Here is a 13,055-nt window from a genome sequence, read left to right on the forward strand (position 1 = left end):
CCTGTAGTTGTTACTCATCAAAAAAGTAGCCCCGAATCGTCTACACGATTCGGGGCTACTTTTTTCATCTCCCCACTGAACGATTTTCAGGCCGTGCTTTTTCATACGAAGTGCAGATCGAACAGACTCCTGCAAGACAAATTGCCACCAATGGAACGGTTATTGCTATAATGAAAGTGTCCCCGCTTCAAAGAATGAAGCCAAATCGATAAAAGCCGGAGATACCCACTATCATATGAAAAATAGAGCCAAAAAAATTGCACAAGACACATCGAAAGACCAGCCCGTTGCCGGAATTTTCTTCAATGTCATGGGGTCGATTCGGCAACCTTTGCTTGTGCTCGACAGCAATCTGAAGGTCTTGAAAGCCAATCATTCCTTTTACCAGACGTTTGATCTCAGACCGGAAGAGACCGAAGGGCAATTGATAGACGATCTCGACAACCAAAAATGGGATATTCCCAGACTCAGTTCATTGCTTCACGGAGTTGTTACCGGAAATTCCGAGATCAATAACTTTGAAGTCGAACATGATTTTGCATCAATTGGACGGAAGATCATGCACTTTAGTGCCAGACGAATTACCAGGGATCCAGGCCAGGTCGATCTGCTCCTGCTTTCCATTAAGGATGTGACTGAACGGGAAGAGCAAAAAAGTGTTCTCGAAGCGCTGGTTCATAAACGTACGGCGGAACTGGACTCACGTACGGTCGAACTGGACTTGGCCAGGGCGGAAGCTGAAGAAAGGAAAACAACCGCTGAAGCGGCCGTTGCTGAGATTTCAGAGTTAAAAGAGCAGCTTCTATCGGAAAAGGCCTATCTGCAGGAAGAGATTAAACTGGAGAACAACCACGAGAAAATTATCGGTCAAAGCGATGCGCTCAAAGATGTGCTGTACAAAGTGGAGCAAATTGCCAGCAGCAATACCACCGTCCTGGTCCTCGGTGAGACGGGTACAGGCAAAGAGCTGATTGCCCGGGCTGTTCATAATCTGAGTTTACGGAAAAACCGGGCCTTGATAAAAGTTAACTGCGCGACCTTGCCGGCAAACCTTATCGAGAGTGAATTGTTTGGTCATGAGAAGGGCTCTTTCACCGGTTCGCAGTCACGGCACCTTGGCCGGTTTGAAATCGCCAATGGCGCTACTCTTTTTCTCGATGAAATCGGAGAATTGCCACTGGAACTCCAGGCGAAGCTGTTGAGAGTCCTTCAGGATGGCGAGTTTGAACGTCTGGGGAGTTCGCACACCATCAAAGTCGATGTACGGATTATTGCCGCCACTAACCGAAATTTGGAAGAAGAAGTCCGTAAAGGCACCTTCCGTGAGGACCTCTGGTATCGCTTGAATATCTTTCCGATTACCATGCCGCCACTTCGGGATCGCCTGGATGACGTACCGCTTCTGGTGGCTTTTTATATCAACAGAATAGCCAAACGGATGGGCAAACACATTGATTTCATTCCCGAGAACATAATGGATACCTTAAAAGGATACTACTGGCCCGGAAATATCCGAGAGCTGGCAAACGTTCTTGAACGGGCGGTGATCAATTCGTCGGGACCTAAGCTGCGTCTCGTTGATGATCTCAGGAAACCGGCGAAGGCGGTATCAACGAGGTTCAAAACCATGGAAGAGGTGGAAAGAGACCATATCCTCGAGGTGCTTGCCTTGACAAAATGGAAGGTGAGCGGCAAAGGCAGTGCATCGGAAATTCTTGACCTTGATCGCAGCACTTTGCGGGCTCGCATGTCCAAGCTCCATATCGAAAACCCTGATTCACGCTCGACCAGTGCTCGCAACAGTACAGTTACCACAATTACCACAAAAAATGGTCTGGTAACCTAGGGAGGCATGGCCAAGGGGACAAAAAAAAGGTGTATCCGTTGATAGTGTTGCATGCAACACAAGGGTGACACAACAGTTCCGTTGCGTGCAACACTTCAGGACTCGATGATATTTTCAGCGAGGTTATATTTTACAAAATATCCATTTCCAGAGAGGGGAATACCATATGACTACAGGAAAAACCGCCGATCGCAGGATCGTCTCGAACTCAAATCCCGCCGCAGCAACCATATCCGATGACCTCCGCCTTGATGAGAGTACCGGGCCAGTATGTTCTGGTCGTCCGAGGTTTCCACTTGCGGTTTGGACACCCCCTCTCGCCCCGGTGGTCATGGGCGCCGGCGGGATATGGGCGAGATCCTTGATCGAAATGATGTTTGCCGCCGGCCAACCGACAACCTCAGTTTGCCTTGCATTGGAGGGCGTGGATTGTCCCGCGCTTCACCGAGATGCCTGAGAGCGCAATAGCAAGCGGCTGTATCGATTTTATTCTTTCACTTGAGGGTATCGCACGAGAAATTGTCCGAATTGCGCAGGCTGTGGCAAAGGCTGCGTGAAGGAGGTACCGCATGATTACCGGTGACCAATCACACACCACGCGGATTGCCGAAGCCTGGGCGGCCGCCCTGTATGCCACGGTACTTTTGCGAATCGGCGAAAGTCTGTTCGTTATCTATCTACACGACTTCGCCACATTGAACGTGGTCTACGGAGCGTTTGGCGGAGTCATGGCCTTGCTGCTGTGGATCTATGTTTCCGGAAGCGTTTTCATTTATGGTGCCTGCCTGTGTGCAGGCCAGGCCGAAATATGTTCCAAATCTTTCATCCACCCACCAACCATAAGGAGGTCTACATGAACAGAAACACTACAAGCAGTTCCTCTCCCGTGCTCGAGCGTCGCAGTTTTCTCATGGCGTCGGCCGGCACCATTGCCTGGCTCGCGATGGGCGGTCTTTCCAGTACTGCCCAGGCCGCAGCGGTGCCCCATGTTTTGCCCGCTCTCCCTTATGCCGAGAACGCATTGGAACCGATCATCACCGCCCGGACGATAGGGTTTCATTACGGTAAGCATCACAAAGCCTATGTAGACAACCTCAATAAGGTTGTCATGGGGACGGAATTTGCCGACCTGCCGTTGGAAAAGATTATCACCGGTACCGCAGGAAAGCCAGAAAACGCTGCGATTTTCAACAATGCCGCGCAAATCTGGAATCACACATTTTACTGGCAGAGCCTCAGGCCAAATGGCGGTGGAGAACCGCCCGCCGCCCTGAAGCAGAAATTGGAGGGATCTTTCGGCAGCGTTGACGCCTGTAGGAAAGAACTCGCTGCCGCCGCCGTTTCCCAGTTTGGCAGTGGTTGGGCTTGGCTGGTTCTCGATGGCGATAAACTCAAGGTAATAAAGACCGCCAATGCCGATGTCCCTTTGACCACAGGCATGAAGCCACTGCTTACCATTGACGTGTGGGAGCATGCTTATTACCTGGATTATCAGAATCGCCGGGCCGATTATGTGAACGCCGTGCTCGACAAGCTGATAAATTGGGAATTCGCCTTGCAGAACCTCGGCTAAGCCGTAGTCAACGAAAAGCCTGGCCGATGAAATCTTGGGGAAAGGTATAAGGAGCTGTAACGAAATTGAGAAAATGAACCGGTTGTTTCGTTACGGTTCCTCTTCTGTTCCCTCTCGCTCATCGGCTCACCTCCCGACGCACCAACCACCGGAACCTGCATGTGCGCGGTTATGAAGATGGATCCAGGCAAAGACAACCGCGTTATGCAGAAGTGAAATCACCATGATGGGTGCATCAGAACGTCTACGCCGGCGAAATTGAACAATACCGCATCATGTATATATTATGACAAACGGGCAACCTGCCCATCCTTTGCAACAGGAGGAAATGGCTATGTACGATGAAAAAAAATTGTGTGAAAAGATAACTGCTCTCTATCCGGAAATTGGTCAGTGTGGGATTGACGTCAATGTTTCCTTTAACGATTTGGAAAAAACCTGGGTTGTCGGTTTAAAAAAGGACACCCATAATCTGCAACACTTTCTCAATATGATGGATGCAGACCGATGTATGGAGGGCAAGCAATGTGTCGCTCTCGGGCTTGAAATAGCCCAGTTAAAGAAGAATATTGAGGGAAAACAGTTCTAGCTGCGAGGATACTCTTCTTCGTGTCTTTCCAGAAATGAGAAAATTTGTTTTGTGCTGAGAAAAACATGATCGAAGATCCTGGTAGTATTCTTTTACCATTTTCACTGGCGCGGTTCGCATGTGCCAGAGCGGTCACCGCCAAAAAAGCTGCTATTTGTTCCGCCTCAGACACGGGAAGTAAGCAAGGTGGCGAGTAGAAAACCGCCCGCTCCTCGAAAAATCACCAGCCCGTTGAGAACGGCTGCAGCGAAGATAAACAGCAAACAGATAAGGTGAACAACATGAAAAAACAAACGAACACCAACCTCCTCGTCCGATCCACCCTCGCGTTGGCATGGGCCTTGGCGCTGATTGTCTGGTCTCCTCTCCAATCGCAAGCGGCCGAGCCGGTGACGGGAACAAATATGACAGAGACGAAAATGATGGAACGCTGTCAGGAGATGAAGGACCAGAAACAGAAAATGATGGCAGAAATGAAGACACAGGACGCCGAACTCACCGCGCAGGTCGCTGAAATGAACAGCGCGCCGGCGGATAAAAAGGTCGACCTGATCGCCGCCGTCGTCACCCGCTTGGTGGAGCAACGGACTGGCATGCATGCGCGAATGGAAAAAATGCAGGAGCAGATGATGCCGCACATGATGCAGCATATGCAGATGGGCAAGGAGTCCATGGCGAATTGTCCGATGATGAAGGGTATGGACCACAACTAAAGGATGTTAAACAGCCTCGCTTAAAAACAACGGAGGAAATCCTGCCATGAGCACGATCACTCTGAAAGACGGCACAGAAAGCATGCTGTCGCCGGGGCCCCAGGGTAATGGTCGGCCATCCGGCAGCCCCTTGCAGTGAAAGGGCCCTGAACGAGGCGCTGACCAAAATCAGCATCTTTTTTAAACAACACAATGGAGGAATAATGATGAGCAATGACCAGACTGCAGCTGTATCTCCCCACGCCCTGCCTGCCCTACCCTACGCCGATGACGCACTGTCCCCGGTAATCTCGGCAAATACCATTGGCTTTCACTATGGCAAGCATCACAAGACATATGTCGACAACCTGAACAAGCTGATTGCAGGAACGGAGTTTGCGGACCTGCCGCTGCTGAAGGTCATTACCAAGACGGCCGGTGCGGCCGATAAGACGGCGATATTCAACAATGCCGCCCAAACCTGGAACCACACATTTTACTGGCAGAGTCTCAAGCCAAATGGCGGTGGGGAACCGCCCGCCGGCCTGAAACAGAAGATCGAGGCTTCCTTCGGCACCGTCGATGCATGCAGGAAGGAGTTGGCGACCGCGGCGATGGCCCAGTTCGGCAGCGGCTGGACCTGGCTCGTGCTCGATGGTGACAAGCTCAAGGTGGTCAAGACCGGGAATGCGGATGTGCCGCTGACCACCGGCAAGAAACCGTTATTGACCATCGATGTGTGGGAACACGCCTACTACCTGGATTACCAGAACCGCCGCCTGGACTATGTCAATGCGGTACTGGATAAACTGATCAACTGGAATTTTGCGGCGGAGAATCTGGGCTGATGGCGTCCTGAAATCGCTTTACACCAAAACCAGCTCAATCAGGCGTCTCACTCGACGCGTTCCGCAGTGCAGCCCCCGTCGAGTGAGACCTGCCGATTCTTTTAGACTATCAACCGTATAAACCGTAATGGAAACGAAATTGGCCTCAAACGGCATCAAAGCTGCGGCAGTGGTATGACCATACATAGTCCTGAAACGTGATTCCAAATTTGAGGAGGGCCAGGTCTTTGCTCAGATTAGCTGCAGAAGTGCTCTGATCTTCTCTATGGTTCGAGGTGCAGAACCCTCGTAATGATTATTGACGTTGATGAAGATCTGATGTCGTCGTTGGCGCAGATCGTTCACCATGTTTCTCAGTTGTAAAAGTTCCTTATCCCTTGGCTCGACGATCTTATTCCAAATATTTCTTGTTCGTTTCTCCATTCCCTGTCGATCCGGACCTTGAAGCCTGAGCACCACCGGGTCACCCAGGTAATCCTTGTACTTCTCATACAGATCAACGATCGGCGGCATATAGTATCCCTGCAGAAAAACAGGACCCAGGCGATACTTGGCCAGAAAATCAAAATATTCGTTTTTCAGAAAATTTGTATTCCGGATCTCGATACAATACTGATATCCCGATGGCAGACTCTGAAGAAAACCTGCAAACATTTCCATGAAATGACCTAGACCGGCCATTTTGTTCTTGTTTAAATACTCAAACTCGAACATGAGCGGGCCTATATGGTCACCAAGAGGTTGCAAAATCTGCAGAAATTTCCCCATCAGATCGGTGGAAAGAAAGTGTGGATTGGCAACGAGGGGATCACCTTGCTTTTTTTGTAGTGGTGAGTCAGGGTGTTGCTGTTCGGGACTTTAATGGTGAATATAAATCCCGGCGGTACGGATTGCGCGTATTCCCTTACTACTTCCACCTTCGGGAGAACCACGCTTCCTTTGAACAGGGACCAGAACCACTGATCAATCTCAACAGTGGAAAATTGTTTACTGTACTCCTGGAGATAATTAATTTCCTTCCCTTCAGGGTACACCAGTCCCCGCCAGGAATCGTATTTCCAACTGCACGTGCCTATATGGAGTTGTTTTTCGTCCATGACCATAAAGTAAGAAAGGCGAGTAAGATTTCAAATCAAATACCTAGCTTTGCTTCAATTTTCCGGAAAAAACTCCTATCTGGTTTCCCCTCGCTCTGTTATGATCTATTGGAAATATGTTGACGTCGGCAACAACGACAACACGGGCATTTTTAGGCAATAAGAGTCAAGCTAAGACATGCCCCATTCCGAAGTATAATTTTCTATTTCTTTACATCTGAAAAGGAGAAATTTATGGGAGACAAAGGCGGAAAGAAAGATAAGGAAAAAAGCCAGAAACAAACCAACCAAAAGCAGAGTCAAAAAGACAAGAAAAAAGTCGATAAACAGCCTATTAAGAAGTCTTGATGACCAAAAAATGAGCGTCATAGAGGTTAACTGAAATCCCAGATATAGGACCAGTGTACAAAACTTTCTACTCGATACAGAGTTTAGTATACTGTCTTCGGAATTTCTCTCCGGTTATGATGTGTTTGAAATCAATAACTGAAACCGCTCCATTTGAGACCATTTTTCTGGAAATATTCTTGATTTTTCAGAAGTGCCGGAATGCTCCATTTCGATGGTGATATTTGATCATGATCAAGGTCAAAATTCAGGAAACACATCTCGTTGCTGTTCTGTTGCATTTATGAGAGGTGTTCTTTGGATATCTCTTCTTTGTGTTTGCTCCATTTCAGATCAATTCTGAGGGTTTAGCCGGCTCTACCCTCACAGGAAGAAGGTACTGATTCAGGAATTTATGAAATTACAAATATTTGAGTTGGCAATTATAACGCCGCTAATCAGCGGGCGCAGCTTTTTGCGCTCCGCTGATTAGCGGCGTTGGGCGGTCATATGTTGTACCAATATTGGTTTGCAATCGCGGCGGCCAGACCGGCATTCACTTCGCCTGCACGATTCCCGGTGGATTCCAGCTTCCTGCGCCGGCTGGAAGGATGGAAGGTGCTTCCATCTTCGGCCAATAGAGACGCATCACAAGGTAAATCGTGTCATCTGGTGCCGGCAGCCAGTTAGCTTCCTTATCCTTACCTGGCGAGTCCTTCTGTATGTAGAGCATAATTGATCCGTCCGCATTCTTCTTCAAGTCAGGCAACATGGGCGAGTTGATGAGATAGCGATTGATCGGATTCTTGGTCAGGAGCTGCGTCTTGCCATCGTATAATGTCACTGACCAGAAAGAGTTCACGGGCGGCAGTTTTCCGGCCGGGAAGGTAATTGTGTAGTTGTGCTTGCTGGTATCGAGTGTCTTGCCGGCCGCATCGGTGCGAGTCATGGGATACATGGCTTCGGCGCTATCATTGCCGTAAATACCACCCATGGCCGCAGCGGCTCGCTTGAGCCAATCGCCGTTGTAGAAAGCGCTGTCACCGAACAGGGCACCTACCTTCCAGCCGTTGATGTTTTTCATTCCGGAGTCGAGATACTTCGTTACTTTGTCGTCGCCTTCCTTCATCGCCACCAAAACGACGGCCTTGTGTTCCAGTGACAGCTCCTTGAAGTCAAAGGTTTTGCCCGGGCCTATGCCGATACTGGCAAGCCTGCCACGAAGCTCCTTGGTCTCAGGGGTGATGGGAACGAACTCGAGGGCGGCGTCCAGGTAGGCGTAAAAGTTCGCCTTGATTCCCGACGTTGTAGCCGGGAGGAAGTCGATCTTCGGTGCTGCGGCGGGCGCGGGCTGATTGAGGAAGGCAGAGAGCGGCTCGACTTTATAACCGGCCTGAATTTTAACCACGTTCGGCATGTCATCGGCGTTGAAGAGCTGAGTGCGAAAAAGAGTCAGCGCGAAAGGCGTCGTTGATTTAAATACCCCCCTGATACCCGCGGGCTTCTCGCCTTTCCAGTCAGGGCCGACCACGAGATAGTGACCGGCATCCGGACCCGTCGCACGGCTGCCGATATAGCCATAGTTGTAGGTATTGCCGTCGATCAGTTGCACAGAGTAGTAGCGCTCTTTTGGCACTGCCGGAACCGAGATCACCATCGGCTCCGCCCGCAGGTCGAGCCAGACCATCGAATATGGCGTGTCGGCATTGGGTGTGACGACGGCCGTGTCTTTGTAAGTGAGCGTAGCGGCATCGTTAAACATTGTGTTGAACGGCGCCTTGAACTGCCCTGAGTTTTTGTCAACCGAGAACTCCTGCATCACCGCGTAGTTCATTACGATCGGCAGGCCATAGATGAACGCCTCCTCAGCAATAGCCTTGGTTTCGGCGATGCCAGGCGCCGCGATGCCCGCCTTTTTATCGGCTTGTCCTGCAGCAGTAATAGGGTCGCCTTTCGTAGCGCAGCCTGTAAACAGCGCAACAGTGAAGGCGCAACATAAAGCACAGAACAAAAATATGGGTTTTGATTTGTTCATTTGTCTCTCCTTATTTCACCATCTCCAGTTTCGGAGCCGTCCAGGAGCCGTCCAGGGCTGCTTCTGCCGGCCAATAGATGCGCAGGTAAGATGAGAATGGTCCCTTGGGTGCAGGGAGCCAATTCGATTCCATGTCCTTGCCGGGTGACTCGTGCTGGATGTAGAGCGTGAGGCCGCCATCGGCATCCATTTTCATGTCCGGCAACATCGGCGAATTGATGAGGTAGCGGTCGATGGGATTGGCCACCAGCAAGCTCTCCGGCAGCTGATACATGGTGAGCGACCAGAACGCATGCGCGGGTGGCAGTTTTCCCTTGGGGAAATGCAGAGTATAGCGGTTAGCGCCGTTGAGCTTTTGGCCGCTAGCGTCAGCCCAATAAATAGGGTACATCGCCTCCTGTTTTGAATTTCCCCAGATGCCCATGGTTGCGAGCCAGCGATAGAGGGAATTGTTTTTCATGAATGCGCGCGTGCCGAAGACATCGCCGGCGGTAATTTTACCTTCCGCCAATAACTTCGCGCCGCCCGCAAATTCTTTCCAGGCGTCGCCGATGCCTTCCTCGAAGGCTTTCTTCATTTCAGGGGAAAGCTTCGTGGGATCAAAGGTCTTTCCGGCGCCGATGCCAATCTTGGCGAACCTCTCCATGAGTTTCTTCTCGGACGGAACGGTCGGGCTGAATTGCAGGACGAAATTCAGGATATTGAACACCTCGAGAGAGCTTTTCTGCTCTTCCTGGCTGAGCGGCTTGATGTAGTCGATAGCCGGCGCGGGGGTGGGCGCGGGCTGGCCGAGGAACTGGCTCAAGGGCTGCACCTTGTACTGCGACTGGATTTTCTTCACATTGTCGAGGTCGGCTGGATTGAAAAGCTGGGTGCGGTAGATAAGGGTGTTTATCTCGGTCTCGGACCGGATGACCTCCTTGATTCCCTGCGGTTTCTTGCCCTTCCAGTTCGGGCCAGCCAGCATGATGCTACCCGCGTCGTTACCGGTGGTTCGGCTGCCGGCATAGGCAAAGTTGAATGTATAGGCGTCAATGAACTGTATCGAATAATAGCGATCCTTGGGAATTTCCGGGACCGTCAGAACGAGCGGTTCGGTCCGGAGATCCGCGCCGATAAAGGAATAGGGCGTGTCGGAATTGGGCGTCTGAATGGCCTTGTCCTCCGGGGTGTAGACGCGCGGGATGCTGTGGATCTCATTCCACGGCCCCTTGTATTCGGGGTCTTTCTTGTCGACGAAGTAGCCGTATTGGATGCGGTAGCCGTCCACCATGGGATAGCCGTAGATATAGGCCTCCTTGGCGATAGCGCGTGCTTCATCCGGGGTGACGTCTGCTGACTGCACAGTAAAAGGCATCATGAATGCGGCGAGCACTGTCATGTAAGTAATAATGTCATTTATTTTCATAGAATCTCCGTTTAATTTTATCGGTTATTTGTTTCTGGAATCGCGGGAGGAGGTTATACCTTCAAGGTCATCAACCGCTACCCCGACAGCAAATGATTTGCCATTTCCCAGCATCCCCTGTGCTAATTTTTGTTGTGGCAAGGAGATGTAAAGAGGTTTATCACCTTCGTCCTCAACGACCATTACCTCCCCCGTTCTTAACTGCACCACCCCAGACGGCTCGTAGAGTTTTGCAAATGAAGAAATTTCAACAGAAGAAACAGTATCAACAATTGTTATTAAACTAAGGGTTATTAACATACAATGGGAATGCAAGAGACGTCTAGATACCATATTTTTCCAGGCCGATAACCGACTCAACCTCCAGTTCTAAGGTTATCACTCCAATGGTGTGGCTTTGCTATCAGGCCGATTTCCGTGGAATGAAAGAATTAAAACCACATCCTTAATATGACTTACGTATCATCACTTTTAGCCCTATGAAACATCTTCACGTTTTTGTGCTGGCAGCTCACGATCGCTTTTATCTTCATCGACCGGCTCGGCGGATAGCCCTTCGGACGTCTCCCACACCTGCGACTCTATGTTGCCGGCCTCGACCGAGCCCTGCGGCGGATAATCGAGAGTATCTTTGAGCTGCTCGATTCTGTCGGGATCAAGCCTTGGAAACGGCAACTTGCCGGCCCTGCGCCAGGATGCAACTTCTTTCGCAGCCGTCTTGCCACGCACAACGTCGATCCCATTGTCACGGCCCATGTAGAGGGTCTGTGAAGGAAAGGCAAAGCCGCTGCCCGAATTTTTAATGATGTCGCTCATTCGCAGCAAGACGTCTTCGCGTATGGCGTAGTATTCGTTGAAATCTCGGGTCAGTGCATATATCCGAACAACAATATCGAGGGAAGATTGACCAAAGTCTACAAAGCGCACGCGCACCGTTTCTGAGTCGATCTTAGGATGGGCATGGAGCATTTCGCGAAACTTCACCAGTACATAGCGCAATTGATCATTTTCGGTCTCGTACCGTAAACCGATGGTCGTGGTGATCAGCATCCGATCACATTTCGCCCAGTTGATCAGCTGCATATCTGCGAGGGCAGAATTGGGAATCGAAATCAAAGTCCGATCGAGCGCCCGGATTTTGGACGTCCGCACACCGATGCTTTCGACGGTGCCGGTTTTATCGCCGAACGAGCAGAAATCGCCGATCCGCACGGGCTGGTCAAGATAGAGCATGATGCCGCCGATCAGGTTTTCGAGAGTCGGTCGAATCGCCAGCGCGACTGCCAAACCGCCAATACCAAGTCCAGCCACAACGCTATAGAGAGGCAGCCCCAGATTCTGTGCTGCATTACCGATAATCACCACACTGACCAAGGTTCCGATGGTACGGGCACCTATGCGCCAGAGATGAGCGTCGAAGCTCTCTTCCTGAATATCCTTTACCTGAACGATACGCTCGAAAAAGGCGAGTATGACCAGCCAAAAAAGCCAGACTGCGGCGATATTGATCAAAATAGTTGCCATATCAGCAACCAAGATCGAGAATGTGCCAAAAACAGCGATTTGTTGGGTAATGAAATTCTTTAAACTTAAGAGCACCACAATGCCCACTACTGGCGTCAGGGCACGACGCAGGAGGAAGCCGACCCGATTTTCGGTTTTGCGGCGGCTGATCGCAAGGTGAAAGCCGAACAACAAAATTGCTGCGAGAGCACTAACGAAAGTCACTGTAATGACTTTCCATTTTGGTGTATCCAGCCAGAAGTTGCGCAGACTCTGCGGAATGATTCTGAGCACCTCCGCCGGGATCATCGGTCCGGTAATCTGGCGAATAGCGCGATGCCAGCTAATGATAGGCAAAGACGTTTTCAGAGGTAGATCTTTAACAGCTTGGTAGAAGCGCGGTGCCACCAAAACCGTGTTCTCGCCAAACAAAAACTCTCCCTCACGCACTCCCTTACTCGCTTGGACGATCCAGATCGGGGTGTTGGGAATGCGCCATTTCGCGGGTGACACAGCATCGTCGAAGGCCTCTCTGTCAGGAACACTTGCAAGATTAGGCAATTCGATACGACCAAGGATGTCAAGCAAAAATGCAGTTGTGTCGATTCCGATCGTACGGCGAGACGCCAGCGGCAAAGAGGACAGGTCGAGCAGCGAATCGAACTGGACTCTAATTACCTGCACTTTTTCGGCAAGCTCACGGGATTTATTCGCCCTATAGGCATGCAAGGTCTGTTCTAACTCGGCTCTGAGACGAAGAAAAGATGCGAGCGTTTCACGCGGGTTGCCCGTTAGGATGGGCTTAATTGTAGGCTTATCGCCGGCAGCCTGCTGCGTCTCTGCGAACATGTCATCCCCGTCCGCTTTGCTTTCTTTCGTTTCCTGAGCGTGAATAAAAGTCGCGGCACAGCACATAAAGACAAGGGCAAACCACAACCAATAGCAATTTGAATAATGAAGTTTCGAGTATGATTTATCCATAGAGACCGCCTTTTTTGAATAATTAAATAAAATTCTTAAGATTAAGAACATACTTACATATAGAATCATCCTCGACTTAGGCTTGCCATTAAATACCTCTTTACATTTAGACAGTAGGATAAGGCGGTTATTAAATCTACTGTTACAATCCACTCC

13 protein-coding genes are annotated in these 13,055 nt (G+C 50.3%); 7 read left to right on the forward strand and 6 right to left on the reverse strand.

The features are described 5' to 3' along the window. Nucleotides 1–235: 235 nt before the first annotated feature. From ACYQ8U_RS18980 to ACYQ8U_RS19010, 7 genes are all read left to right on the forward strand, one after another. Nucleotides 236–1,846 (forward strand): sigma 54-interacting transcriptional regulator, encoded by a 1,611-nt coding sequence (locus ACYQ8U_RS18980; protein WP_459947138.1) that lies wholly within the window; start codon nt 236–238, stop codon nt 1,844–1,846. Between the two features lie 166 nt (nt 1,847–2,012). After that, entirely contained in the window at nt 2,013–2,303 is a 291-nt protein-coding gene (locus ACYQ8U_RS18985) for a hypothetical protein (protein ID WP_459947175.1), read from the forward strand. A gap of 112 nt (nt 2,304–2,415) precedes the next feature. After that, nucleotides 2,416–2,703 (forward strand): YhjD/YihY/BrkB family envelope integrity protein, encoded by a 288-nt coding sequence (locus ACYQ8U_RS18990; protein WP_459947139.1) that lies wholly within the window; start codon nt 2,416–2,418, stop codon nt 2,701–2,703. Next, a complete protein-coding gene (locus ACYQ8U_RS18995) occupies nt 2,700–3,419 on the forward strand; it encodes a superoxide dismutase (RefSeq protein ID WP_459947140.1) in 720 nt (239 codons plus the stop codon). Before ACYQ8U_RS18990 ends, ACYQ8U_RS18995 begins: the two co-directional genes overlap by 4 nt. Nucleotides 3,420–3,753: 334 nt before the next feature. After that, complete coding sequence (locus ACYQ8U_RS19000) at nt 3,754–4,008, forward strand: hypothetical protein (RefSeq protein ID WP_459947141.1); 255 nt, start codon at nt 3,754–3,756, stop codon at nt 4,006–4,008. Nucleotides 4,009–4,289: 281 nt separating this feature from the next. Then, nucleotides 4,290–4,721 carry a hypothetical protein gene (locus tag ACYQ8U_RS19005; protein ID WP_459947142.1) on the forward strand — a complete coding sequence of 144 codons (432 nt, stop codon included), beginning with the start codon at nt 4,290–4,292 and terminating at the stop codon, nt 4,719–4,721. A gap of 206 nt (nt 4,722–4,927) precedes the next feature. Beyond that, nucleotides 4,928–5,548, forward strand: a complete 621-nt coding sequence (locus ACYQ8U_RS19010; RefSeq protein ID WP_459947172.1) for a superoxide dismutase — start codon at nt 4,928–4,930, stop codon at nt 5,546–5,548. 231 nt (nt 5,549–5,779) lie between these two features. Here ACYQ8U_RS19010 and ACYQ8U_RS19015 read toward each other — a convergent pair whose 3' ends face one another. The 6 genes from ACYQ8U_RS19015 to ACYQ8U_RS19040 all read right to left on the reverse strand — a co-directional run bounded on the left by ACYQ8U_RS19015 (nt 5,780) and on the right by ACYQ8U_RS19040 (nt 12,899). Beyond that, a complete protein-coding gene (locus tag ACYQ8U_RS19015; RefSeq protein WP_459947143.1) occupies nt 5,780–6,316 on the reverse strand; it encodes a DUF72 domain-containing protein in 537 nt (178 codons plus the stop codon). Further along, nucleotides 6,316–6,645, reverse strand: coding sequence for a DUF72 domain-containing protein (locus ACYQ8U_RS19020; RefSeq protein ID WP_459947144.1), 330 nt, complete (start codon nt 6,643–6,645; stop codon nt 6,316–6,318). The genes ACYQ8U_RS19015 and ACYQ8U_RS19020 overlap by 1 nt, the downstream gene beginning before the upstream one ends. An 883-nt stretch (nt 6,646–7,528) precedes the next feature. After that, nucleotides 7,529–9,007 carry a DUF1254 domain-containing protein gene (locus ACYQ8U_RS19025; protein ID WP_459947145.1) on the reverse strand — a complete coding sequence of 493 codons (1,479 nt, stop codon included), beginning with the start codon at nt 9,005–9,007 and terminating at the stop codon, nt 7,529–7,531. A 10-nt stretch (nt 9,008–9,017) separates the two neighbouring features. Further along, nucleotides 9,018–10,388 (reverse strand): DUF1254 domain-containing protein, encoded by a 1,371-nt coding sequence (locus ACYQ8U_RS19030; protein WP_459947173.1) that lies wholly within the window; start codon nt 10,386–10,388, stop codon nt 9,018–9,020. 51 nt (nt 10,389–10,439) lie between these two features. Beyond that, nucleotides 10,440–10,715 (reverse strand): hypothetical protein, encoded by a 276-nt coding sequence (locus ACYQ8U_RS19035; protein ID WP_459947146.1) that lies wholly within the window; start codon nt 10,713–10,715, stop codon nt 10,440–10,442. A gap of 177 nt (nt 10,716–10,892) precedes the next feature. Continuing rightward, nucleotides 10,893–12,899, reverse strand: coding sequence for a mechanosensitive ion channel family protein (locus ACYQ8U_RS19040; RefSeq protein ID WP_459947147.1), 2,007 nt, complete (start codon nt 12,897–12,899; stop codon nt 10,893–10,895). Nucleotides 12,900–13,055 lie beyond the last annotated feature (156 nt).

The sequence above is a fragment of the Desulfocastanea catecholica genome (genome assembly GCF_054657295.1).